Raw genomic sequence first — 25,801 nt, 5'->3', positions numbered from 1 at the left:
CAAACAGCAAAGGGGATGATTTGATGTTTCACTTATTTAAACCGGCTCCGCACATTGAGAGACTGGATGATTCAAAGACGGATGCAGCTTATAAACGGCTCAGGCTGCAAGTATTCTTAGGTATTTTTATCGGCTACGCAGGCTATTACCTGCTGCGGAAAAACTTTGCTTTTGCCATTCCTTATCTGCAGGAACAAGGTTTTTCAAAAACCGAGCTTGGATTGGTGCTGGCCGCCGTATCCATTGCGTACGGCTTTAGTAAATTTATTATGGGCATGGTGTCCGACCGCTGCAACCCGAGGTATTTTCTCGCGACAGGCTTATTTTTATCTGCAATTGTTAATATTCTTTTTGTTTCTATGCCCTGGGTAACTTCGAGCGTCACCATCATGTTTATTTTTATGTTTATCAATGGATGGTTCCAAGGAATGGGCTGGCCTCCATGCGGCAGAACGATGGCCCATTGGTTTTCTATTAGCGAACGCGGCACGAAGATGTCGATTTGGAATGTCGCTCACAACATTGGCGGCGGGATTCTGGCTCCGCTTGTCACTCTTGGGATTGCTATGTTTGTCACTTGGAAAAGCGTATTTTTCTTCCCTGCCATTATTGCGATTCTGATTTCATTTTTAATTGTCCTTTTGGTGCGGGATACCCCTCAATCTTGCGGGCTTCCGCCAATTGAAGAGTACCGGAACGACTATCCAAAACACGCTTTCAAAGATCAAGAAAAAGAATTAACGACAAAAGAAATCCTTTTTCAATATGTACTTAATAATAAGTTTCTTTGGTACATCGCATTTGCAAACGTATTTGTTTACTTTGTGCGGTACGGCGTAGTGGACTGGGCGCCTACTTACTTAACAGAAGCCAAAGGGTTCTCTCCTGAAGACTCCCGGTGGTCGTATTTCCTTTACGAATACGCCGGCATACCGGGAACGATCCTGTGCGGCTGGATCAGCGACCGCTTCTTTAAGAGCCGCCGCGCACCGGCAGGCGTTCTGTTTATGGCAGGTGTTTTCATTGCCGTATTGGTGTACTGGCTGAATCCGGCCGGCCATCCGCTGGTAGACAACATCGCTCTGATCAGCATCGGCTTCTTAATCTATGGGCCTGTGATGCTCATCGGTCTGCAAGCCATTGATCTTGCTCCGAAAAAAGCAGCCGGAACTGCAGCTGGTTTGACCGGGTTTTTCGGATACATCGGCGGGTCTGCTTTCGCAAACGCGATTATGGGATTTGTCGTTGACCGATTTGATTGGAACGGCGGCTTCATCATGCTGATCTCATCTTGTATACTGGCCATCGTGTTCTTGGCTTTGACATGGAATACGGGAAAACGGGCGGAGCATGTTTAAGAAAAGATTATAAAAGATTAATATTTTTCCAACATGCCATTTACATCCGTTTTCTAACATAAAAGCTGTTACTGCTTGTTCATAAGGAGGAAGAAAAGATGAGAAAAAATAGATTACTAGCTTTGGTTCTGCTATCTTTTGGTTTGCTGTCGTTTATGGTTACACCAGTTTCAGCAGCCTCAAAAGGAAACCTGCTGTCTCCTGACCGTATCCTGACAGTCGCGCACAGAGGGGCTTCCGGATATGTGCCTGAGCACACGATCCTGTCTTACGAAACCGCTCAGAAAATGAAAGCCGATTATATTGAGTTGGATTTACAGATGACAAAAGACGGGCAACTCATTGTTATGCACGATGAAAAACTGGACCGCACCACAAACGGCACGGGCTGGGTGAAGGATCATACGCTCGCGGAGATTAAGAAACTTGATGCCGGCTCTTGGTTTAATGAAGCTTACCCGGCAAAAGCGAAGCCGCAGTACGCCGGCCTTAAAGTTCCTACATTAGAAGAGGTATTAAACCGTTTTGGCAAACATGCGAACTATTACATTGAAACAAAATCGCCTGACACCTATCCAGGCATGGAGGAAAAACTGATCGCTTCCTTACAGAAGCATAAACTGCTAAGCAAGCATTCAAAGCGCGGCCAAGTGATCATCCAATCGTTCAGCAAAGAAAGCCTGTTAAAAATTCATCAATTACAGCCTAACCTGCCGACTGTTCAATTGATGGAAGCAAAGCAAATAGCTTCAATGACAGATGCTGATTTGGAGGAAATCAAAACCTACGCTGTCGGCGCAGGTCCGGATTATAAAGCGTTGAATGCAGAAAATGTCCGCATGATCCGCAGCCACGGTCTGCTTTTGCATCCTTACACAGTCAATACAGAAGCAGATATGCGCCGCCTGCTGGACTGGGGAGTGACAGGAGTGTTCACCAACTATCCTGACCTTTTCCACAAAGTAAAAAAGGGTTATTAAAAGAAAAAATCTTGCGCCCACAGCGCAAGGTTTTTTCTTTTATTCTTTTCCCGCAGCAGCTTCTGACTGTGCGCTTACCAGCTGGCTATTAATCTCCTTCGCATCTTTCAAATACTCTGTCTTGAATCCGCTCTTCAGCGCCCACACATAGAAACCGAGCGATACAAAGGCAATCAAGGCCATATCCCAGCCATACGTAATGACGTTCAGACCGCCGAATTTGTCACTGCCCAAATAGGAAATCATCATCATGACAAGCAGGTAAAACACCATCCATATGCCACCTTTAAAGTTTTGGCCAAATCCTTTCCATTTCGCCTTGGCCTGATAATAGAAATAAATCGGAAGTCCGATCAAAATAATAAACAGAACCTGCCCTGTTAACGGCCAGCGCGCCCAATACAGCACGAGCGACGCAAAGATAAATCCAAGCGGCGCAATCACGCTTAAGCCTTTTAATCGAAGAGGCCTGTACAAATCCTTCCCTGTCCGTCTCAATGTCATCACTGTAACCGGGCCGGTGATATAAGAAATTAACGTGGCTACAGAAATAATTTCCGCTAACACACCCCACCCCCTGAACAGGAACAAAAAGATAAACGAAACAATCAAGTTAAAAAACATCGCTTGGCGCGGAACGCCGTAAATCGGATGAAGCTTGCCAAACACGCTCGGCATGTATTTGTTCTTCTCCATTCCGTAAATCATGCGGGAAGTCGTTGCCGTATACGTAATACCTGTTCCGGAAGGTGACACAAAAGCATCCGCATATAATACGATGACAAGCCAGTTAATATTTAATGCAATCGCCAAATCAGCAAAAGGAGAATTAAAATTAAGATGGCTCCAGCCGTGAGCGATATCAGACGGATTCACCGCTCCGATGAAAGCAATCTGCAGCAGCACATAAATGACTGTCGCAACTAACAGAGAACCGACAACCGCAATCGGGATCGATTTCCCGGGATTTTTGGCTTCTCCCGCCATATTGATCGGGCTTTGAAATCCGTTAAACGCAAACACGATACCTGAAGTCGCAACCGCAGTCAGAACACTTGCCCAGCCATTCGGTGCAATGCTTTGGCCCGCTGTAAAGTTTTCTCCATGAAATCCGACAAAGAGCAAAGCGCCAATTGTCAGGCCTGGAATAATGATTTTAAAAATCGTAATTAATGAATTCGCTTTCGAAAACAAATTGACTGTCCAGTAGTTCAGCAGAAAATAAATCAGCAGCAAAACAGAAGCGAACACCAATCCTTCTCCTGTCAGCGTTCCGTTTTTCACCAAACCGCTTGTCCATTTCGCCCATTCCCATGGCCACGAACTCATATATTGAACAGAGGCTACAGCTTCAACAGGAATAACGGATACAATTGCAATCCAGTTGGCCCAGCCTGCAATAAATCCGATAAACGAACCGTGTGAATATTGCGTATATTTCACCATTCCTCCTGCCTCAGGGAACATAGAACCTAATTCACTGTAAGAAAGAGCAATAAATAAAATAACAATCATGCCGATAACCCATGAAATAATAGCAGCAGGCCCCGCAATTTGGGCAGCGCGCCACGCCCCAAATAACCAGCCTGATCCGATCATCGACCCGAGCCCGACCATCATAAGGGCAAACGTTCCCATTCTTCGATGTAACTGATTCATATCGTAAACACCTTTCATGTATGATGACATTCTGTTGCTAAGTTATATTATTATTCTGATTACTTTACTTTGTCAATATTTATCGAATGATAACTAAAATAATAAAAAATCAATGTATCTCGCCTTCCAATATAGGAATTTAGTAACTAGCTTCACCTAAAATAGAATTTACTGTAAAACAATTGATAAAATACACAGAGGTTTAGCCTTAAGCAGAACGGGAATGATACAGGAAACATTATTTTTAAAATAGAAAGGAGTTATTACCATGAAACAAAAGCTGTTACTTTCCGGTCTCGCTGTTTCAACTGTCGGCATCACTTCTTATCTATTAAAAGACCCGTCAAACCGCCAAAAGGCAAGAGAATTCATTCACAGCATGAAAATGAAGATAACAAAACAACCAGACATGGAAACGTTCCCAGTCGATAAAGCCGGTCACCCGCACCCGCATGACATTGAGGACAACAAAATGGTATCCGAAGGCTCCATGTATCCTGTTCAATACTACGATGAAAAAAAGAAGTAATCAAAAAGCTCTCTTCGAAAAGGAAGAGAGCTTTTATATTTAGCTTTTCCGTCTAATGCTGCTCATCACAAATCCGCTTTCAGGCAATGACGGCATTCTGGCAAGACTGTAATGCAGCGATTGTGTTGGCACGTCATATTCAACCTGATTCACGAGAAAATCCAGGCTCGCTTTCATCACTTCAATGGTAATCCCTTCCCCCGGACAGCGGTGGCCCTTCTCCGCGTTGCCCCCGCCTTGAGGGATGAAATCAAACGGATTGTCCTCCCGCTCTTTAAATCGCTCAGGCCGGAACTCATCAGGCTTGTCCCACATACGGGGATCATGATTCGTTCCATACACATCAAGCAGCACTGATGCACCCTTTTTAAACTCACAATCATTCCATATAAAATCCTTTTTGACAACGGCTCCTAAAAACGGCCCAAAGGGATAAAATCTGCGCACCTCCTGCACAAACATTTCTCTTTCCTGACTGCCTCCAGAACGAAGCCATTCCTTATACTTCGGGTGTTCATGCAGCGCCAACGCTGAAAACGAAATAAAGTAACCTATCGCTATAATCGGACGCAGCACATTAATGAGCTCGATGGCTGCCATGCGGGCATCAAGCCGGCTCCCATTCTCTTGCGTATAAAAAGCCATTTCATGCAGCGCTGATCCATTTTCTGTTTTCAGCCTGCCGCCGCGGACCTCTTCAATCATTTTTTCAATCCACTCTTCTGTTCGGGATCTCGCTCTTCTTCCCTTCCAATGCCGCGGTCCCACAGCACCGAACGCGTCTACCATGTCGATGAAATCGTCCGCTCTCTCTTTCACTTCCGTTTCCTTCAGCGGAACACCCGCCCAATAGCAAGCCACCCGGCATAAGATTTCTTTTGCTTCATCAAACAACATAACCTGATCCGCCATTTCCCATCTTGTAACAGCCGCTTCCCACTGCTCTGTCATCAGCTCAGCCAGCCGTTTTTGATGGGGCGGTGTCATTAATGACAGAAAAAGCAGCTTCCGATGAATATGAGCGTCGCCATCCATTGTCTGGATCGCATTGACGCCAAACAGCGATTTCTGCACTCGTTTCGGGAGAGCACCCTGCCGCTGAAACCGTTCGGTATCATAAAATACCTTCGCAGCCTCCGCGCCGCTCATACAAATAAATGTTTTTCCAAGCAAACGCGCCTGGAACAAATCCGAATGGTAATGCTCTTTTCTATTCTTTATAAACAAATATCCTTCCCGCATCAAAGCCACACTGTTATCGAGGCTTTTGTCATGTGGAATCTGCTCATTCATCCCGCAATCCTGCCTTCCTTTTTTACTTCTGTTTTCACGTTATCTCACGAAGATAAACCCCATTACAGTATTTGTCTCCAAGCATTTTTTCATTACTTTTAAAGGTAGAAAAGCAGAAATGGAGAAAAGATAGATGATCAAAACAAAGGGGAGATCAAAGTGAAGAAATGGATATATGCTTTTCTTGTGCTCGTCATTGCCGTGACAGGAGGTTTGTCCGTTCATGCAAAAGCGCCCGCCAATGAAACAAAAAAACACCTGAATGTCAGCCGAATGGATGTGGATAAGGAGTTCAAGGATACTGACAGAACCTTCATCCTTCATGATTTAGAAAAGGATAAGACATTTGTCTACAACAAGGAACGGGCCAACAAAAGACAAACTCCGCAATCTACCTTTAAAGTGACCAATGCCTTAATCGGCTTGCAGGTAAAAGCCGTCCGGGATGAATACGATGTCAAACGCTGGGATGGCGTCAAACGCGAATTCGAATCATGGAACCGCGACCATACACTTGGCTCAGCCATGCGGGAATCTGCCATATGGTATTACCAAGCATTAGCGAGGGACATCGGCGAGGAAAGAATGAAAACATGGCTTCATACCCTGTCATACGGAAACGAAGATATCAGCGGCGGAATCGACCAGTTTTGGCTGCAAAGCTCTCTGACAATTTCTCCGTTGGAACAAGAAGCCTTTATGGAGAAGCTTTACAAAGAGAAGCTCCCGTTTGACAAAACGGTCATGAAAACGGTCAAACGCATGATGATTCAAGAAGAAGGAGATCATTATACGCTTTACGGTAAAACCGGAACCCGCCTGACAGACATGGAATTAGGATGGTTTGTCGGATTCATCAAAACAGAGCACGGCTCCTATACGTTTGTCACAAATGTTGATGACTCCGGTACAACAGCCAAAAACATCACAATTGATATTCTAAAAAAATATGGCCTGATCACTTCATAAATGAATGAGCCCTGCAAACGTACAGGGCTCTTAAATGTCATGCTCAAAGCAATAATGATTCACAAGCTCTTCAATCAAATCATGACCCGGGTAATTTCCGTTAAACTCGAATTCAATTTCTTCAACAAATTCTCCATGATGATACACGTGGATCGCCCCATTTTGCCGGACGACACTAAACTCCGGCTGAAACGTATATCCGCTTCGTTCAATCGCACCCAATTTCATTCCCGCCTTTCTCAAAGCAGTAATTCATACACCTCATTTAATTCCTTGGCCCGTTTTTGATCCTGTTCGTCTTGGGCATACTTAATTTCCTTTTCCAGCACCTGATTCAAATATGACATCTCATCGTCATCCAAATCCTTTACAAACTCCTCTTCATTGGCATAGCGCTTCGCCAGCATCTTCTTGCAAATCCGCAGACAGACTTCGTTTTCAAGATGATTTGAAAGTGACTCGCGCAAATAACCGAGTGTAACATCCATAGTATAAGCACCTTTCCTTTGCGTTCTATATCCTATAGGTTGCTGAAATGAGAAAAATCCATACGTAAAAAATGAAAAAAGAGACATCAGTCAATGTCTCTTTTTCCTGTATTATTCAGCTGCTTGATTTCTTTTTGTAAGATCCGCCTGCACGCGCTTCCCAATTCCAAAAGCATAATAACTGATGACCACAAGAGCTAAGAAAATAACCCCTACAATTAAAGATATCCGAGTATCATCATTAAACCACATGCCGACAAGAACCATCAGCAAGAAAGCAATCGTCAAATAATTTGTGAAAGGTGCAAACGGCATTTTGAACGGATGTTTATCTAACGCCGCGCCCTTCGCTTTTCTGAATCCGAGGTGGCTGATCAAAATGATAAACCAAGGAATCATCCCCGGCAGCACGCTTGCGCTGTATACATAAACGAAAATCTTCGGCGGCGCAACATAGTTCAGCACAACGCCGACAGCTAATCCGATCAGCACCGCGATTGTGCCATACAGCGGCACACCATTGCGAGAAATCTTCGCAAAGAATTTCGGTGCCTGTCCATTGACACCTAATGTATAAAGCATACGTCCCGCGCTGAATATCCCGCTGTTGCAGCCTGACATCGCCGCCGTGATAACGACAAAGTTAATAATGCCGGCCGCTGCTGTAATTCCAACTTTAGAAAACGTAGACACAAACGGGCTTCCAAGTGAATTCAGCTCATCCCAAGGATATACCGTCACGATCACAAAAATAGCACCGATATAGAAAATCAAAATACGCCAGATAATGCTTTGAATCGCGTTGCGCAGCGTGTTTTGCGGGTCCTTTGCTTCTCCGGCAGTAATCCCGATCAGCTCAACCCCTTGATAAGCCGCAATAACCAGAGACAATGCAAAGAAAAATCCTGAGAAACCGCCCGCAAAGAAGCCTCCGTGAGACCACAGATTAGACAAACCGATAGCATCTCCGCCGTTGCCAAAGCCAAAGAAGATAATCCCGATTCCGGCAATAATCATTAAGATAATCGTCACGATTTTAATCATCGCAAACCAAAACTCAAACTCGCCAAACGACTTAACAGAAATTAAGTTCGCCGCACCGAGAATTGCCATAGCTACGATACCAGGTATCCAAGCAGGCAAATCCGGGAACCAATATTTCATATAAGAACCGACTGCGATAATTTCTGACATGCCGACGATAATCCACTGGAACCAGTTGCTCCACGCCGTCATATAACCAGCAAGGGGATGAATGTATTTATGGCCGAATGTTGCAAAAGAACCGGTACTCGGCTCCACATACAGCATTTCACCCATTGCACGCATGATAAAAAAGATAAAAATTCCGCAAATCGCATAAGCCAGAAGGACAGAAGGGCCAGTCCATGAAATCGTACTGGCAGAACCCATAAATAAACCAACACCGATCGTACCGCCCAAGGCAATCATCTGAATATGACGGGCGCTCAAACCCCTCTTCAATTCTTTATTTTCCACTCCGCTTCCTCCTCTTAAAAACGAATACATGTACAGCTCAACCGAAATAGGATCAAGGCCGACCAGCCTCCAAAACGTTCTTCATTTCTTATTAAGCTACAAATATCAGAAAATTCAATCATAAAATTGTTAGATAATCTCCAAAATTACTTATTTCATCATAATAAATTTCTCTGGAAAATACAATTGTTTTTTTCGGGTAAACACTTTCATTCAATGGGTTGGATCTATCACTTTAATTAAAATCTTTTATATGAATATAATGAAATCATGACAATATTGAAAACGATGCATGATACAGCTGCTTTCATGAAATGGGCATAAAAAAATAAGCTGTTCAAGATGAACAGCTTACCTAATAATTCACGCCGGTTTGACGTTTTAATGTTTCAAGCCACTCTGTATCACCTGTCCCATAGCCCTTGCTTTGCCCCAAATCTCTCAATGACCCATTCCTGTAGCCAATTGACAGAATGAAATCAGGGATAGCATCATACCCGATTTCCGCAATGTTACTGAGCTGTGAACCATAGTGAGATATAGCATAGGAAGCAGTTTGTTTTTGCATAGGATCATTCTCAAGTTTTTCTTTATATACCTCTAATAGATCTCGTCCGTCAGGTGTGATGTATCGGCCATCGACAACTTCTAAATCCTTCAAATGGTAGCCTGTGACTTCGTACATCTCACGAACTGCTTGGTACTTTTGATACGCCGCTTCGGAATATTGTGCTGAATCGCTGGTCTGGCTTTTCAAGATATGTAAAAACAGCTCTTTGCTGTTGTCTCCAGATTGCAGCAATCGCTCAATTTGACCGATGAGCTCCTTGTCGTCTGTTCCGCTCACCTTTACCTTATAATCGATGGGTGTAATGGTAAACGTAAGTTCTGTACCCGCCGGGATTTGAATATGGTTCCGATTCAGGAGCATTTGAAGCTGTTGGTTAACCTGGCTTCGCTGGAACACCTTTGCATTCTCCGATTCCGCTTCCCCATTAAACGTAAGATTGCGAAACGCTGCATCCTGGAGGTTATAGTTTTGCGCCTTTCCTTTGAATAGCCATTCTGTTTCATTATCGTAAGCAGCCTGTCTTTCTGCAGCTGACAGATCACTTCTGAAATAAGGAGACTTCGAATTTTGATACTTATCCTTTATATAACCTAAAGGATCGGACTTCGTTTTGTTTATCGCATTCATCCGGCTGTACTTTTCATCTAGAATTTTGATTCGGATATCGCTCTCAGATTCATAAGGATTATTGGATCGAATCACAGTTTCTTCCCCTGTGTCTGTCACTGTTCGGTCATTTGCTGATTGAAACACTTTGCTGAAAGTCCCGTTGTTCCCCGCTACACTGGTTTTTGAGTAATTGAGCCGATCGATTCCCTTCTCAGAGGACCGTGTCTCAAGCCGGCTGTATGCCTTTTCCAGCACCTCTGCAGATGTACTCCTGCCTTTATCAGCCGAAACCTTTTTTGTGATATTCTGTGCCATGAGCTGGGTGCGGATATATTGACGATCCAGACGCATTCGATTCCCTCCTGAATAATTCTCTCTTCTCTATTTATCGGCAAATCCTTTGTATATATTAACCTCTTAAAACATTTATTTACACTTGAAACTTTATTATGTATGATGGAAAAAAAAGGAGGTTTTCTCATGGCTAAAAAATGGATCATTCAATTCGCTATCATGCTGTCAGTTCTATTTACTTGTACTTATTCTGCTTCCGCAGCCGGAATCACTGCCATTGCAGGGAACAATTCATTTGATACAGCAGCCCCAATCGGATATTGGAAATATAAGAATATAGACACAACGATACTGGAAGCCGGACAAGATGAAGCCTATTTCACATTTACAGCCAATAAGGGAGAAAAAGTATACGTAAGAAGTACATACCAGAGTGCGTACACAGGGATGAAAATCGAAATTTACGATAAGAACAGAGTACCTGTTTCGCAAGGCACAGAAGTCATTAATCCTAATACATTTTCTTCTTTTATTTATGCAAATGCCGACGCCCAAAACACCACTGATACATTCTATGTGAAAGTGTCCCGCGGCACCTATACTGGAAACATGTATTTCACACTTTCAATTGAAGACCGGATCAAATCCGGCAGCGGAACGTTCCAATTCAGCGGCGTGGCTGAAAATAAAGGAAATACAAGCCTTAGCCCCTCAGGTTCTGACTCCAGCGTCATCAAGCTTGACTTAACAAACCAATCAGGAATTCCTCGTGATGCCACTGTAACAAGAGTCCAAACAACCGCTACTCAAACACCAAGCCAGGGAAATACACGACATATCATCATGACGAGTGAAAACAGCGAATGGCGCCGTGCTCTTGTGAATAGCTCAACTTCGGGATCTTATGATATATCCTTAACAGACCAACTCAGTGCGGCAAAGGTATGGAGTTTTAAATACAATACATTAGCGACTGCGAAATCAACGATGAGTAATGTAAAGGCAAAAATAGATTATCAATACGATGTCACAAAGCAGTTTTAATGTCATACTGAGCTGGCTCAGATTCCATGATCCGGCTCTTTTTTATGCTAAGCTTCCATAGAATAGACTTAGCCCAAGATGCAATTGTTTTGATAAACTATAATCAGTACAACCAAGGGAAGTGCAGCGCGAATGGCATTAAAACAGTTAAAAAAGCTATTATTTGACCGCCCACTGAAGAATGGCGTCATACTGAACAACCAATACAAAATCGAAGAATGCCTCGGCATGGGCGGCTACGGCTTGGTTTATGTGTGCACCGATATCCATACGCAAACACCGTACGTCTTAAAACAGCTCCGTCCGACAAAAGCCAAAAAACAAAAGGAAAGAGTCCGATTTCAGCAGGAAATTGGTCTGCTCAAAAGCATCAGCCACCCGCAAATCCCGGCCTTCATAGAAGACTTCATCATAGACGGACAAGCCTACTATGTCATGCAGCTGGTCGAGGGCGATAATATAGAGGAATTGTTATTTTTTCAAAAACAGCCGTTTACAGAGCTGATGGCATTACAGCTGATGTCTCAGCTGCTGGACATTGTAGAATACCTGCATGAACGTCTCATTTTTCACACTGACATCAGAACGCCAAACATTATGATGAATCACGGTAACGTATGTCTCATCGATTTCGGCCTTGCCAAACAGTTATCTCATGAAGAAGATGAGGAATTAAAGCTCAGAAAACAGGATGACTTCTTCGATCTCGGAGAAACCCTATTGTTCCTGCTGTACTCTCAATATAAAGGGAAAAAGAAGAAAAACGCCACTTGGCTGGAGGAATTAACGCTGACAAAAGAAGTAACCCTGCTGCTGAAAAAATTATTGGGCATTGATGAAGAGTATCAGCACACGGCTTCCATTCGCGAAGACCTGAAGCGTGCGATTCAATCAGTGACATAAAAAAACCCTTGTCCCAATGCGGAACAAGAACTTTTTTTGCGATTAACTGCTGCTGTAGCTCCGGCGTTTGTAGCGGTGGCTGCCGCCATAACGATCATAATGTCTTCTTCTGCCAGAGCTGCTGCTGTAGCTCCGGTAATGGCGGCGCCGGCTGCTGCTGTAATGCCGGTGTCTGCGATGGCGATCACTCGAGCTGCTTGAGAGGTACTTGATCGTTTTGATGATTTTTTTAAACATATGCTGTTCACCCCTTTTCTGCTTCCTATTATATATAATTGTTCGGAAGAAAGAAAAACATAGCCGGATCACTTTTTTGAAAACAAAAACGCAGTCCCATTTTCATTTGTCTGCAGCTCATAGCTAATATGAAGCAACCGGCATATATCCTCAATAATCTTCAACCCAAGCCCGTTACTATCTTGATCTCTATCAAATCCAATGCCATCATCGCGAATCGAAACAGCTCCTTTTTCTATCGTGACTTCCAGCTTTTCAGCTTTCGAATGCTTTAGCGTATTTTGAAAAATGTTATCGAATAACCTTTGGATCCATAAACTGTTGCTCATCCATATCAAACTTTGACCTGACGGCTTAAATTGCAATTCAATGCCATTGATACTGTATAAATAATCCCACTTTTTCACTGTGGTTTCTAATAGATCAGAAATATTGACTTCGTCATTTACAATATAAGAACTCTCTAACGTTTCGGCTGAGTAATGATTGAATTCATTCGTTAATTCCGCAATATATTCAATTTGCTGGTACAAAGATTCAAATGCGGTTTGATCCTGGCACTGGCTCTCCAAATAAAATAACTGCAGCCTGAGAGCTGTTAAAGGTGTATTGATATCATGCCTTAGTTTTTGCAGCAGCTCCTTTTTTATTTCCTCTCGCTGTCTTAGTTCCAGTTCCCGGTACGTTGTCCGTTCAATTAACAAGTTGACCGACTTGATCAATTCGCCAATTTCATCAGCGCGTTTCACTTCTATTTTATCGGGCACCTTTTGATCACTCGCCAGATGCCGAATGGTTTGATTCAATAGATTGATTTTACGCAGCAGAGAATGGATCGATTTTGAAAATAAAAAAGCTAACAATAAAAGTGATAATAAAAATACGGCCAGCATTGCCGGATACGCAAAAGACCTGTGAAAGGGCATGCCATGATTGATCGGTTTAAACATGCTGTCATAAATCACCGACATCAAAATGCTAACCGCTAGCAACAGTACCGGAACACTAATGACGGCCGTACATAATAACAGCTGATATTTTGTCTTTAGCTTCATTTCTTCACAACGGTATTCAGCCGATACCCTTCTCCATAGATATTTTCAATGATCTCACCCGCTAAATCATTAATTTTCGCTCTGATTTTTTTAATGTGCACATTCACGATATTCGGATTTCTGTCTTCAAGCTGCCATAGATAATCAAAGAAATGTTCCTTTGTTAAAATATTGTTTCTGTTTTCATACAGATAAAAGAATATTTTCCGCTCAATCGCGGTAAACAGCACTTCATGGTGCAAACTCCCATTGAATACCTTTTTGGTGTCTGCATCAATATACAAATGTTTGATTTGCGTAAAGGTGCCATAATGATGCTCAAGCATATTTTTCATTCTCAGCAGCAGCTCTCTCGGATCAAAAGGCTTTACCATGTAATCCTCGCCAATTTTCAACCCTTGAAGCTTGCTGTCCATGTCATTGCGGGCGGACAGAAAAATAATAGGAAGGTTTAACCCTAAATCTTTTATTTTCTTAGACATTTGATACCCGTCCTCACCCGGCAGCATCACATCCATAATGACCAAATCAGCCTTCTGAATGACCGAAAGCACATCCGCTCCATCTGTTTTCCACATCACATGATATCCCTCACGCTGCAAAATCTTCTGCAGCAGATCACCAATCATGACATCGTCTTCCACGATTAAAATATGATAACCCTTCATCTTAGCGAACCTTTCTAATAAACTCCATGGAAAGTTTATATATTTGATCGGGCTGATATAAATAAATACTGTGTGTTCCCCTTAGTTCCTTTATATCGGCTGTATTAAATTGAGCCGCAAACTCTTCATAATCTTTTCGGTTTTGTATGGCATACTTTGAATTTCTATTTTGGTCAGAGACCGCATCTAAAATGAGGACGGGAGTTTCTTTTGGCGCCGGCAAATTTACAGATTTGCTGCCATTTTGGTCAGACTGTAACAGCTCATGCTCCATATCAGCATTGAAAAATTGCTTAAAATTAATGGCTTTATAGATTTCTTTTTCTTCATCAGTTAAAAATGACTGACGAATCACCTCAGGATTGTATACTGCGGAAGGCATAAATCGATGAAAACCAATCGAGGTTAACAGATGAAACCCTCTCACTTTCAGTCTGTCAATCTCGCTCATTTTATACGTGACATACTGCTGAGGCAATCCAATATCCATCGCAACAATCGCCTTAATTTCCTCAGGATATTTCTGCGCCCAATAAATCGCTTCAATCCCGGATATGGAATGAGGCATTAAAATATAAGGAGGCTTATTCCCGCTTTGCAGAAGCGCTTTTCTCGTCTGTTCTAATATTGTATCAATATCCCTGTCATCATCATACACGTCGCTGTAGCCATAGCCTGCACGATCCACTACAGCAATCTTGTTTTCTTTTGAAAACTTGCTGTACAACCCCTTCATCTCATAAGCAGGCGCAGCAATCCCCGAACCAGACATAAACACAAACGTATCCTTCCCGCTTCCCTCTTGATACACATTCATCTTTTTACCGTCAACATCGACTAATGTGCCTTTTTCTTTAAGGAGTGCTGCTTCCTTATTTAGCTGGTAATGGTGGTAGATAAAGACCGAGACGGCTGCAAGCAAAATCAAAGCACCTATGCTGCCAAAAAAGATTTTTACGACTTTCCATAACGTTTTCATATGATGCTCCTTTCACGTGATACTGAAAGGATACGATATGAAAATAAATAACTGATTAACTTTGGAACAGTTTTATTTTCATATTTGACTTTGCCCTTACGGAAAGGTGTATATTTGGAGCATAGCAGAACATTTGATGAATATACCCACTAATAAAAAAATATTTCATGATTAAAAAAACCTTCCTGCTTATAGGAATGACCGTTTGCCATACATACTGACAAGAATGTCAAATCATTCTGTGATTGATTCAACCAGGGCAAATGAATTGGCCATTCTTTTATTATTTGTTCAGCTTTCATCCTTTCAATCCTCCTTATCTTTAAGCTGAAAAGCAATCAGCTTTCCTAATGCCTCTTCAGCCGCAAACGGAGCAACCATTCCTGAAGGATGTTCATGCTCATGTTTTAGGCATTCATACATCTTCGGTTCAATGTAAGAAGGATCGATCCATGCAATACACCAGGATGCCCAAAAACGAGATTGTCCTTCACTTTCTTGAGCGATTTTGATGACAAAGGGCAGACTGGCCTTCCCGATTCTCATAAGTGAAATGGCCGCAGCCATCCTTGTATCTTCGGCATGACTTTTTAATAAACATGACAGTTCCTCCGCTGCTTCACCCGCACCTTCCCCAAACTCGCCTAAAACGGCCGCCGCAATATTACGCAAAGAACCTTCCTCTTTTAAGGCCTCAACCAAAACAGGTATTGCATCTTGTCCTGATTTCTTTAGCTCCCCTATCGCTTGAACAATTGTGATCTCATTTGTATTCGCTAAATTCTGAACAGACAACGACAATTCATCACCATTTGATTTCATAAAAGAGCCCCTCTCTCGTTTGATAACAGATACTCAGCATATTTTCCACAAAGATATATCAGTAAGCGCCTTAACTTTCAATTAACTTATAAATACCACAAACACTGTAAATACTCCTGTGAGGAGCTAATAAAACGACTAACAAACTGACCATTTTGACATCATATATACTACTGTTAACTTGTTTGTCAGTTAGTATCAGTAATACTACTATAAGAATCTCGGCTGCCCTTTGAGTGAGATGATGCAAGTGTTTACTCCCCAAGTGGCAACTTCCTTGACATTTACGCGGATGTTGAGGTTTACATGCTCTTGTGTTTCCAGTTTTCGAGCAAGGCAATCGTGCCGTACTTCACCTCGCCGTCGGCAAAGCCTTAAGAAATCTCTTTCAGCTTCAATGGCCTTTGACACATACAGAACGATACCGGCCCTTGGAAAGCTTATGGACTGACTTTGATAAAAAAACACCCGCTTGATAACAAGCGGATGTTAGATCTTTCGAAATGAACCCATTGAATTTTAAACAGTAAAACAAAGCAGTATATTATTGATTAATATCTTTTAGCGCCTGTTTCGGTTGTGAATGAAAAATCATCAATGATGCAATAATTGCAATCATAACCCCTAATGCACCAATCCAGGTAATCGAGGCCAATGATACGTTTTCTACAAAAACTCCCCCTATTCCTGCGCCGACTGCCATGGCGAATTGCATCATTGACTGATTCATGCTAAGCAAAACACCTGACATTCCCGGTTCTATTGTGGCCAGGTGAAATTGTTGTGTCGGACCGGTAGACCATGCGGCAAACGACCATAATATCAGAATCACCAACACTCCGATATGGGAATGGGTGACAAGTGACAGCAGAATCAGTGTGACGATATGCAATGTCATCCCGCCAACGAGTGTAAAGGGCACTCCCCATTTATCGGTGCTATATCCCCCAAACTTTGATCCAACCAAACTGGCTATTCCAAATATAAGCAAAACACCGCTAAGCAACTTGCCGCTAATTCCTGAAATGTTCAAGAGATACGGTGACAGATAGGTATAAGCAACAGAATATCCCCCAAGCCAGAAGAAAGTGATTGATAATCCCATCGCCACTTTCCGTTTTTTGAAAAGAGCAAGCTGTTGAAGCAAAGGTACAGGTTTATCCCCTTCAGTATGCGGAAGAGTAAAGAATATAACGGCCATTGCGATTAATCCCAACAAAGCAATTGCACCAAATACAGACTTCCAGCCTAATGCTACTGCTATCATTCTTCCAAGCGGAACACCAATGATTAAAGAAGCGGTAAATCCCATAACGACCGTAGCGATGGCACTGCCCTGCTTCCCTTCCGGCGCAATCTTAGCGGCAATCGTTAATGCGGTGACAACAACCACACCCGCTCCCATCGCCATAATGATCCGCGCTGCAATAAACCAACCATAACCAGGCAGAACAAAGGCCAAGATATTGCCGAACACAAACAAACCGAGAGCATAAATCATCAATCTGCGTCTATCCATACTTGCTGTCAACGCCATGAGTACGGGTGTTAAAAGAGCATATACAAGTGAAAAGATCGTAATGAGCTGGCCCGCGGCGGCCAAGGTGATCCCGAGTGTATGCGCAATGTGATCCAAAATACCGGAAATGATGTACTCTGAAGTTCCGACTAAAAAGCTGACAATGGCTAACATATAAATTTTCCAGGTGTTAGACATAAACATTCACTCCTTAATTTTTATTAAAACAACATATCACGAATTATCGATATGTTGTTTTAAAAAATAAACACATCGTAATATGTCGATATGTATGGCGTAAAAATAAACATCTTTTGATGTTTATTTTTATATCTCTGTTTTAAGAAAGTCCGCAAGTTTCCCAATGGCTTCTTCATCTCTTTTGTAATAAGTGTACTTTCCGATTCGTTGAGCCTTAATCAGGCCGGCTCTTAAAAGGATGGTGAGATATTGGGAAGCCGTTGATTGCGTCATTTTCAATTTGTCTGTTATTTGACTGACACATACCCCGATTGTGTTCATATCAATCCCTTCATGGGGTGAAAAATGACGATCAGGTTCCTTCAGCCATTGCAAAATTTGCAGCCTTGATTCATTTGATAAGGCTTTGAATACTTCAATTGGTTCCATATCGTTTATTATATCGTTATATTCCGATATGTCAATTCGTTTTTTCGTTTTTGATGACTGACTTCTTTTTAGACATTAAAAGTGTGAAGACTTATTTCAGTTCAGTTGGAGGTATTACAGAACTTACTTTCGCATATCTACTGTTAGATTGACCATTAGAAAGCGCTGCTTTATATATACTTTGCTCTCATTCTGCTTTTTTATCTCTCCAAATATTATAGATTTTTCTCAAGATCATTACATAATTTAAATACCATCACTCGTTCGCCTGTCCGAGAGCTTAAATCGGTATGAAAACTTTTCACTTCTTCTCCAGTTATCGTTAGGATAATATCCTTTAGACCCTCTATCCCTGATTCAACTAGCTCCGAACGAGTTTGTTTGATAGATAACATACCCTCTTTTGATCCACAAACTGCATATTCTGCTGGTGTTAAAATTCCTTTTAAATTAACGATGATCATATCCCGCAGTATATCAGTTTTAACAGATACAGACCCACGCCCAAGATAATCCTTCTCCCATTGCGTAATGGACTTACTGATCTCTGATTCAATAGAACCTTTCGTTTTTTTCATATATAACACATCTCCTGGCAAAAAAATTGGCATATTCTATTAGTTATTTCGTCTCATTAATATTCTCTTACAACATATCCTTCATATACACCTTCAATATCCAAATCAGTTGTGCCGTTTCTTGTGACCGCTACAATTTTGGATAACATATTTTCTTCCATCATAGAGTGTACATGCAAAAATCGAACGCTCCCTAAATGGGTTTCCTCAACTTCTTCATAAGATTTTAAATGATAAAAATGAATTGCTTTTCTTATTACTTTTTTCATACATTCCATATTTTCTCGATCAAACGAGCTCATTTTCTCTATTGTTTTCGTGACAAAATCAGTTATACTAGCGCCCATTACATTCTCCTTAAAACTGCTTTCTCCCCATATATGGGTGTAGAAGCTGACCACTTCACTCCATCATGACAAGCAATGATCAGGTAAGGCTTGACCTGTTTTAATAGAAGGAACCTCCACAATTGAGGATTCCCCATCCTTATGATCAACGATTAAACCTCTGACTTTAACATATGACGGCACAAGTGGATGTTGACGAATGATATCAACACTTTTTTCAACAGCGCCACTGCTATCTTCATTTAGCCATTCATCGACTGTACCACCTAAAAATTCAGGCTTGCAATTTTGAAAGAGATAATCCAATGTTTGTATTTTATCTTTCATTGTTTCAAGTTGAGTTAGTCCATGACCTGTTGAAGTCCGCTTATCTTTTGTTCCTACTACAAAGACCTCCTCAACATCTTCCTGGTAAATCGCAAAAATAACAGACCTCATTATTTCTCCATAAGGGTGTGAGATAGCGGCACCATAGCTTTGGATAGTCAGCATATTTTCTGCTGGAGTATTAGTCACTTCTTGTAAAATAGGCTCCAAGCCGTTTTCCATGTCCGTCAAAAATAATACTTTTTTATTTACATTCATATAACACACCTCTTCCTTATATTTATCATTTTTATATTAAGTAACAAATCCATTTGAGAAATGTTTAGATTCATAATTACCAGCTTTCCCAACATCCTTCTGGATCAATACTAGCCAGTCGAACCCATCCATTTTGAACTTTTTGCAGAAATACTGGGTCATTATTTAATAACCGTTCCACATGTTGTCTAGGCGCTTGGATGACAATCAACAAACGAAGAGGAGAATGATAAGCCTCATGGTCTGATTGCATGACGGATTGCCAAGGCAGTCCGGCTAACAAGTCACTTGCATTCCCCTGCATCACTCCGAGACCTGCAGTAACGGTTTGAGTTGCTTTATTTCCGCTGCCATAATAATGGGGTGCTACTGTTGATGCGTAATATTGTAAATTAATCCATTGGGCCACAGTTCCAGGTCCTGCAATAATATTTGCTAGGAGTTCACCGCTTTCATCCTGCTTCCAATCATAATTATGAAGAAAGGATCTTCCTTCCAAATCACAATCCTGAGTGAGTTCACGTTGGCCGATAATAAAAGCGGCATTACGAGCCAGTCCCCATTCCGGACGTATCTCACTCCAATCTTCCGCAAACCGGTGTGCCTCAGCCTTCGGATTTTTAAGTTTCGATTGGACATTCGGTAATTGGGCCAGTCGTTCTGCATTTGCATGATGTTTTACTTTCGGCATAACAGCTTCAATATGATCAAATGCTTCCTGTGCAGCTTCGGAAAGCTCTGGCACATAAAGCCAATGTAATTCATCCACCGTTGTATTATGTTCAGCAGCGGCAAAAACTGTATCCTCAGGGATTTTCATTCCTTCAGTTAATAGAGCTTCTCTTACCTCTGAAAGATTACATAAAGCAGCTAAAACTCTTGCATTGAATCCGCCGGCCGCTCCACCGCAGGCACCACAATCAAGAGCCGCGGCATAAGGATTATTGGTGCTTTGACTGCCATGTCCGCAAATCACGACTAAGGGTGCAAAATTCTCTGTTAATCCCATCATTTTTAGTGCTTGCCGAGCATGGTTCACTTTTTCTTCTTCAGTAAAACCCACAGGTATCTCTGCCTCTGTGTCATTAACATGATGAAGCGAGAGTTTTGTATCAGGTTTCCGTAACCAAGTCTCACGAAGATTACGAATAAAACGATCTGCTCTTCTTGGCGCAAAGCTGCGTGCCACCATTTGCAAACTAAGCCAAGGTCCACTTAGCTCAGGTAGAAGTAAGCTCGCAAGTACATTCTGTTTCATCTTTTTAAATGTATAGCTTAAGGAATGAACTGCCTGCTTGCGTTGGTTGTATTTTTCGAGTACATCTTCATCTGCGAACTCTTTTATTTTGTTTTGCGGTTTTTGTATGACCGGCAAAGAGGCATGACTGTGTTTACTGCCAAGTTCACAAGTTGCAATTGGCACCCCGAAGAAACCAGCCATACCAATCGTTTCAAACGGCCCTTCTTTTTCCAGTTGACGACGAAAAGGTTCTGACCGGACATCGATGCAGAATGCTAATTGAGCTAATGCAGATTTTTTACCGTTGGTTTCACGTTGCTTCGAGATGATCTTCTGACTTAATCGATCAGTGTGTGTTTGTTCCCAAGCTTCTAGCCAAAGTTTCCTGCGAAGTTTCTCATCAAAGCTGTAGGCAAATGATAAATATTCGTTTTGTTCATTGGCCGGCATCTGTGACCATTCCTCTAATGTAAGGCCCCCCCAATGAATCCAAGCTGCTATAAGGGGAGTAATTGAAATTTTATTCTCAAATCGTTCATTATTAATAGGTAAATATGGCTTTATAAGAGCCCACTCCATGGATATCCGAACTGCTAAATATTCTGTTAGAAGTGCATGTTCATGGCTCGATTGTTGGGAGCGCCAAAGCATCATCCCTGCCCATCCGGGTAAGGAAAGTAAATGGCCTTCAAGATAACACTGGATTTCTGATTCTGGGATTTCTAGTGCGAATAACGCTTCTTGTAAAGCCACATGTGCCTCTTGCGGCCAACCTTTTAACCTTTCACGCTGCTTTTTACTAAGTGCTGGATCATACTGAATGAGATGCTGCCAGGCACGATAGAAACCTTCCTCACGGTTGGGCATTGTCCAACCTGCTTGAGAGTCATCAAGATATAATTTACACCACTTAATGACATGATGATCTAGTATATTGACTACCCTTTCACCCTCTTGAGTCTCTATATCTGAACTTATTGGTTGCATATAAAAACTCTCGATATGATCCAATCCACTACATTCATCTGCCAATTTCTCCAGCTTATGCGATGATAAGAGACTGGAAGGCAATGGATCTAACTTTAATCCAGCATGACAAAATCGCTCTGCCGCGTCCCGCGGGATGGTAAAGGAATGTGAATCAAGCCAGCGCTGCAGCCCCATTTCCACAAAATCTTCATCAATCTCGCCTTTATTCCTTGCTGAACGAATCATAGACGCACTAGGGTATATATCAACATCACGAGTGTTTTTCAACCAGCTCGCAACCTGATCAAAAGGTTGGTTTTCAAGTCCCATCCACGGATTGCGTGCAGCAAATGTAGAAATAGGCCAGAGTGGCGCGATCACTCGGCTGGCGGATTGAATGAAAACGTTAAGATCACTTTTTTGAACATCAATATCTGTCTCTTTCTTTTTTACATTTTCTTTCGTTAATACGGATGTCATGCCCATCTCAGATTAGCTCCTTATGATAAATATTGTTTAAGGTAGTCTGGATGACTCTCTACTGTCTTGGGTTTTGCTTCACCTAATCGTACTAACCAAAGATAGAGTACTGCGAAGAAAACTGAAGAACGATGACGAGCAACCCAAGTACCTAAAGCACTGCCAAATAGCAATAGACATACGACAATGATGACAGCTGACATTGGAGGTTGAACACTTTGAAAAACGCTTGTATGCAGCCACTTATAGAAGAGGTTATGAATGATAAAATATACAAAGGCTGCTCCTCCTAAACATGTTAAGCCGGCAATTCGACCCATTTTCCCCTCTCCAAAAGCCACGAGCTGAGTCCAAGAAACGGACAATGACCACCCTAAGATTAAGGCACTAATGAATTGATATCCCTCTCCAGGAGCAATAAGCCAAAAAGCAACACCTATCATTAAGGCTAACGTCCGGCCAGCCATGATCCATAAATAGGTTGATCTTTCATTAACACGAGTCGATACTTCGAAACGCCGTACCGCCGAACCAGCCTGTAAAAACAACGTAGCTTTGAATAAACCATGTAAAATAAGATGAATAATGGCTGCGATATAGGCTCCTAATGCACACTGAATGAGCATAAACCCCATTTGTGCAACCGTGGAGCCTACTAGCTGGCGTTTATAGTCAACCTGGACCAAACTAATACCAGTTCCAATCAATACAGAGATGCCAGCAAGCAGAAGTAAAATAATCGATGCTATACCACCATTAAATAGAGGTGAAAATCGAGTTAGTATAATCCCGCCTGCATTTACTAAACCTGCGTGCATAATCGCAGAAACAGGAGTTGGAGCAACAATAGACTCAATTAACCATCTGTGGAATGGCCATTGAGCCGCAGGAATGATCACTGCTAATACAATCAATAGATTAATCCCTGTTCTCTCCCATGCCCCCAGTTGAGCTAAGCTTTCATTTGTTAAAACCAATGATAACTGCCATTGACCTGTGACTTGAAAAAGCCAAACTATCGCGAAAAACAAAGAAAGCCAGCTTAACAAAAATAATCGGCCAGTAACCTTTGCTGCTTCACTAGCGACTTGCCAAGCACTGTTTAACCTAATAAGCAGGGTTAAACCGACAAGAGTTGCTCCCCAAGAAATAACCATCAAGCGGAGGTCACCACTTAACCACGCAATTGAAGCAGCACCTGTAGTGAAAGTAAAAAGCGTAAAATATTTTCGATAAGATCGATCACCCATTAAGTAACGTACAGAAAAACGCTGAATGATTAGGCCAATTGTCAAAACAAAGAAGGTCAATAACCAAGCTAAGGAATCGAAGTACCAAGGGCCAACATTCCCATTCACACTCCTATTGGCAAGAATCACTAAGGAAACCAACGGCGGTAAAGCCAAGATACCAATATGAATGCGAACAAAACCCAAGGATACGCGAGGATGTAAAAACAATAGTCCACTTATCCCAGAAGCAATAAGCGTAATAAAAAATAATGTTAACAATGATGACAAACTCAGCGAAACTAACATTTCAAATTCTCCCTTTTTAAAAGTCGTTATTGCTCAAAAGACCTTTAGATCAGATCATATTTTCTATAATTTAATACAAATTTTATATATCTCTATTTTTTTCCAATAAAAAAGCCGACAATTTCAAAATTTCAATGATGTTTTTAATCATTGAATCTTGAAAATTGTCGGCTTCACTTCAACTAACTTCTGCGAAGTTTTTTGAAGAGCTACCTTATTATTGGTCATTTTACTATATGCTATGTTTTAACTTCCTTCTAAAGGAATGAAATCATCGCTACATTTTAATATAGTGCTTAATTATCAAATAAAATCGACTTATGTTTCTCCTCCATTTAAATTAGGATACTTTTTCATCCTGTCAAGATTAGTTGAAAGAATGCTAAAGACCTAATAATTTAACAAACGAAAATAAACATCTGGGCCGATTATTAAGTTAAGTATAAGATATGCTAAATTTTAAGCATTGTCAAGATGTTGGAATACAGAGAAAGAAGTATCAAATCCTTCTTTCCCTTTAAATATACATCCTGAATCTTTATCCAAGGCTTATGATATCTATCACTTTAATTTTTTGTAGAAATACAAGAAGAATTTTATAATCATTTTTCTATTTTCTTGTTTAGTAAATAACTGAGTTCAATTAGGAACTATAAATGAATACTGGTTCCTACTTTATTTTCAACAGCCTTAACAACCAAGAAATTGAACTAGCTGTTGTGGATATTGTTATAGCTAGAATTCCCCAATTTCTCCGTAGATGTCACTTTCCTTAAAAATACCTTCTTTAATATTTTCATATTCTTATGGCAATCCTAAATATCTGAAAAATTAAACATAGCCATCTTTAAAACAAAAAACCCCTTTGGCTAAAACTGTAGCTTTAAAATATAGGTTGATCAAAAATAACACATGAACCTTCAGTTTACGGCAAATTTAAAGAATCCATAGAAAAAAAGATAGATCAAAATGGATTCTACAGCTTTGAATACAGGTGGAATCTTTATAAAAGAGTTTATCATTTTAGGTTACGATTTTTTGAACATTAGCACCCGATTGTTGAATAAATCTAAAGGTTTTTTGACTTGTTTTCCTTTCTTTTGAAGCGATAAAGAAGTATGTTTTCACATTTTTCATAAATTTTCATGGTAGTTTGAGTAATATTTAGTTTAGGGAATGTTAAATATATAAAAGTTGAAACTGCTAGGCTTATTAATACTCCTGCTAAAACATCAAAAGGATAATGAACCCCAACCCATATACGGGAGACTCCCACAAGAACAGCTAACAGTACCCATAAAATTGACCAGCCTCTCTTAAAGAGCCAGAATGAAATACAATATGAGAAGAATAAAATTGTATGGTCACTTGGAAAAGAATTGTCTTTTTCTTTATGTATCAGTTTATTAACCTCTCCCAATTCAACAAAAGGTTGATAATTCGAGTGAAATACCCCTGAAACCTTCCCTATCGTAAAGGCACAAATGAAAGCGATAGATGCACAAAGAATCATAATTCTATTATCCGTATCTCTTGTAAACCAAATAAAAAGAACACTTAGTGCAAGTAAAAAAACCATATATTCAGCAATAAAACTAAATACAGGATTCAAAAAGGGATGTTCTTTTCCTAAGTCATTAACTAGTCTAAACAGTGATATATTAACTTCTGAAATATCCAAACCTAACACCATCCAATCTCTTTTTAGAACATAATAAAAGAAAATTAGATGACCTGCCATCGAATCAAATTACATTATTTGAGATTAAAGTTACATTTTTGTAAGATTAGTGTCACATCATTTATGTAAAAAGGGGGTCCAAAATCAATTGGAATCCCCTTATAATTTTTAGTTACCTGCCTCTTTAGTTAAAATAGAAAAATACCCTTAGACAAAAATTATCTAAGGGAAAAAGCATCGCAACATTTTTATAAACGTCGTAACTTTATTTTAAAG

Annotated in this window: 25 protein-coding genes and 2 pseudogenes; 6 read left to right on the top strand and 21 right to left on the bottom strand. The window is 41.1% G+C overall.

The annotated features are described in order from the left end of the window. The first annotated feature begins 23 nt into the window (after positions 1-23). Together glpT and KXD37_RS15830 are read left to right on the top strand one after the other, a co-directional pair. Entirely contained in the window at positions 24-1,358 is a 1,335-nt protein-coding gene (glpT, locus tag KXD37_RS15835; protein ID WP_024120054.1) for a glycerol-3-phosphate transporter, read from the top strand. Positions 1,359-1,456: 98 nt separating this feature from the next. Next, the gene (locus KXD37_RS15830; RefSeq protein WP_095714522.1) at positions 1,457-2,338 is read left to right on the top strand and encodes a glycerophosphodiester phosphodiesterase; all 882 of its coding nucleotides are present in this window, start codon (positions 1,457-1,459) and stop codon (positions 2,336-2,338) included. A 39-nt stretch (positions 2,339-2,377) separates the two neighbouring features. On the opposite strand, the gene KXD37_RS15825 is transcribed toward KXD37_RS15830, so the two are convergent. Continuing rightward, the gene (locus KXD37_RS15825) at positions 2,378-3,997 is read right to left on the bottom strand and encodes an APC family permease (protein WP_024120052.1); all 1,620 of its coding nucleotides are present in this window, start codon (positions 3,995-3,997) and stop codon (positions 2,378-2,380) included. A gap of 268 nt (positions 3,998-4,265) precedes the next feature. Here KXD37_RS15825 and KXD37_RS15820 point away from each other — a divergent pair, with 268 nt between their 5' ends. Continuing rightward, positions 4,266-4,526, top strand: coding sequence for a hypothetical protein (locus tag KXD37_RS15820; RefSeq protein ID WP_024120051.1), 261 nt, complete (start codon positions 4,266-4,268; stop codon positions 4,524-4,526). Between the two features lie 39 nt (positions 4,527-4,565). Here KXD37_RS15820 and KXD37_RS15815 read toward each other — a convergent pair whose 3' ends face one another. Then, entirely contained in the window at positions 4,566-5,819 is a 1,254-nt protein-coding gene (locus KXD37_RS15815; protein ID WP_263463647.1) for a cytochrome P450, read from the bottom strand. 159 nt (positions 5,820-5,978) lie between these two features. On the opposite strand from KXD37_RS15815, the gene blaOXA reads away from it, so the two are divergent. After that, positions 5,979-6,788: a class D beta-lactamase gene (gene blaOXA / locus KXD37_RS15810; RefSeq protein WP_188323486.1), complete on the top strand. Its 810-nt coding sequence runs from the start codon at positions 5,979-5,981 to the stop codon at positions 6,786-6,788. A gap of 30 nt (positions 6,789-6,818) precedes the next feature. On the opposite strand, the gene KXD37_RS15805 is transcribed toward blaOXA, so the two are convergent. The 4 genes from KXD37_RS15805 to KXD37_RS15790 all read right to left on the bottom strand — a co-directional run bounded on the left by KXD37_RS15805 (position 6,819) and on the right by KXD37_RS15790 (position 10,307). Continuing rightward, positions 6,819-7,010: a DUF5370 family protein gene (locus tag KXD37_RS15805; RefSeq protein WP_024120048.1), complete on the bottom strand. Its 192-nt coding sequence runs from the start codon at positions 7,008-7,010 to the stop codon at positions 6,819-6,821. Positions 7,011-7,027: 17 nt separating this feature from the next. Continuing rightward, entirely contained in the window at positions 7,028-7,276 is a 249-nt protein-coding gene (locus tag KXD37_RS15800; RefSeq protein ID WP_010332841.1) for a sigma-G-dependent sporulation-specific acid-soluble spore protein CsgA, read from the bottom strand. A gap of 111 nt (positions 7,277-7,387) precedes the next feature. After that, positions 7,388-8,776: an amino acid permease gene (locus KXD37_RS15795; RefSeq protein ID WP_024120047.1), complete on the bottom strand. Its 1,389-nt coding sequence runs from the start codon at positions 8,774-8,776 to the stop codon at positions 7,388-7,390. Between the two features lie 355 nt (positions 8,777-9,131). After that, positions 9,132-10,307, bottom strand: coding sequence for a DUF4885 domain-containing protein (locus KXD37_RS15790; protein ID WP_255004842.1), 1,176 nt, complete (start codon positions 10,305-10,307; stop codon positions 9,132-9,134). A 129-nt stretch (positions 10,308-10,436) separates the two neighbouring features. Between KXD37_RS15790 and KXD37_RS15785 the strand changes: the two genes are divergently transcribed. Together KXD37_RS15785 and KXD37_RS15780 are read left to right on the top strand one after the other, a co-directional pair. Further along, positions 10,437-11,294 (top strand): hypothetical protein, encoded by an 858-nt coding sequence (locus KXD37_RS15785; protein ID WP_127696116.1) that lies wholly within the window; start codon positions 10,437-10,439, stop codon positions 11,292-11,294. A gap of 132 nt (positions 11,295-11,426) precedes the next feature. Beyond that, positions 11,427-12,197, top strand: coding sequence for a serine/threonine-protein kinase (locus KXD37_RS15780; RefSeq protein ID WP_106021154.1), 771 nt, complete (start codon positions 11,427-11,429; stop codon positions 12,195-12,197). Here the strand turns inward: KXD37_RS15780 and KXD37_RS15775 are convergent. From KXD37_RS15775 to KXD37_RS15705, 15 genes and pseudogenes are all read right to left on the bottom strand, one after another. Continuing rightward, a complete protein-coding gene (locus KXD37_RS15775; RefSeq protein ID WP_038954136.1) occupies positions 12,182-12,445 on the bottom strand; it encodes a hypothetical protein in 264 nt (87 codons plus the stop codon). The two genes, KXD37_RS15780 and KXD37_RS15775, sit on opposite strands and share 16 nt — an antisense overlap. A gap of 57 nt (positions 12,446-12,502) precedes the next feature. Beyond that, entirely contained in the window at positions 12,503-13,489 is a 987-nt protein-coding gene (locus KXD37_RS15770) for a sensor histidine kinase (RefSeq protein WP_167492249.1), read from the bottom strand. Then, the gene (locus KXD37_RS15765; RefSeq protein ID WP_105955650.1) at positions 13,486-14,157 is read right to left on the bottom strand and encodes a response regulator transcription factor; all 672 of its coding nucleotides are present in this window, start codon (positions 14,155-14,157) and stop codon (positions 13,486-13,488) included. The genes KXD37_RS15770 and KXD37_RS15765 overlap by 4 nt, the downstream gene beginning before the upstream one ends. A gap of 1 nt (position 14,158) precedes the next feature. After that, positions 14,159-15,136 carry an alpha/beta fold hydrolase gene (locus tag KXD37_RS15760; RefSeq protein WP_254518001.1) on the bottom strand — a complete coding sequence of 326 codons (978 nt, stop codon included), beginning with the start codon at positions 15,134-15,136 and terminating at the stop codon, positions 14,159-14,161. Positions 15,137-15,354: 218 nt separating this feature from the next. Continuing rightward, positions 15,355-15,438 (bottom strand): annotated as a pseudogene (locus tag KXD37_RS15755) (TlpA family protein disulfide reductase); the annotation flags it as partial. Between the two features lie 4 nt (positions 15,439-15,442). Beyond that, the gene (locus tag KXD37_RS15750; RefSeq protein ID WP_101860228.1) at positions 15,443-15,958 is read right to left on the bottom strand and encodes a HEAT repeat domain-containing protein; all 516 of its coding nucleotides are present in this window, start codon (positions 15,956-15,958) and stop codon (positions 15,443-15,445) included. Between the two features lie 228 nt (positions 15,959-16,186). Next, positions 16,187-16,332, bottom strand: a pseudogene (locus KXD37_RS15745) (hypothetical protein); the annotation flags it as partial. Between the two features lie 170 nt (positions 16,333-16,502). After that, on the bottom strand, positions 16,503-17,675 hold the full coding sequence (locus KXD37_RS15740) for an MFS transporter (protein WP_103672228.1): 1,173 nt from the start codon (positions 17,673-17,675) through the stop codon (positions 16,503-16,505). A 129-nt stretch (positions 17,676-17,804) separates the two neighbouring features. Then, positions 17,805-18,107 (bottom strand): ArsR/SmtB family transcription factor, encoded by a 303-nt coding sequence (locus tag KXD37_RS15735; RefSeq protein ID WP_024120036.1) that lies wholly within the window; start codon positions 18,105-18,107, stop codon positions 17,805-17,807. Between the two features lie 215 nt (positions 18,108-18,322). Beyond that, positions 18,323-18,685, bottom strand: a complete 363-nt coding sequence (locus tag KXD37_RS15730; RefSeq protein ID WP_003241432.1) for a DUF2294 domain-containing protein — start codon at positions 18,683-18,685, stop codon at positions 18,323-18,325. A 56-nt stretch (positions 18,686-18,741) separates the two neighbouring features. Continuing rightward, complete coding sequence (locus KXD37_RS15725) at positions 18,742-19,032, bottom strand: DUF6407 family protein (protein WP_101860230.1); 291 nt, start codon at positions 19,030-19,032, stop codon at positions 18,742-18,744. 63 nt (positions 19,033-19,095) lie between these two features. Beyond that, positions 19,096-19,617, bottom strand: a complete 522-nt coding sequence (locus KXD37_RS15720; protein ID WP_263463646.1) for a carbonic anhydrase — start codon at positions 19,615-19,617, stop codon at positions 19,096-19,098. Between the two features lie 76 nt (positions 19,618-19,693). Then, positions 19,694-22,312 carry a DUF2309 domain-containing protein gene (locus KXD37_RS15715; protein ID WP_263463645.1) on the bottom strand — a complete coding sequence of 873 codons (2,619 nt, stop codon included), beginning with the start codon at positions 22,310-22,312 and terminating at the stop codon, positions 19,694-19,696. Between the two features lie 14 nt (positions 22,313-22,326). Continuing rightward, positions 22,327-23,844: an NADH dehydrogenase subunit 5 gene (locus KXD37_RS15710; RefSeq protein WP_106022456.1), complete on the bottom strand. Its 1,518-nt coding sequence runs from the start codon at positions 23,842-23,844 to the stop codon at positions 22,327-22,329. A gap of 1,069 nt (positions 23,845-24,913) precedes the next feature. Continuing rightward, entirely contained in the window at positions 24,914-25,537 is a 624-nt protein-coding gene (locus KXD37_RS15705) for an undecaprenyl-diphosphatase (RefSeq protein ID WP_083504421.1), read from the bottom strand. Between the last annotated feature and the right edge of the window lie 264 nt (positions 25,538-25,801).

This window comes from Bacillus sp. XT-2, assembly GCF_025696525.1.
Taxonomy (GTDB): Bacteria; Bacillota; Bacilli; order Bacillales; family Bacillaceae; genus Bacillus; species Bacillus halotolerans.
This window is presented reverse-complemented; position numbering and strand designations above follow the sequence as displayed.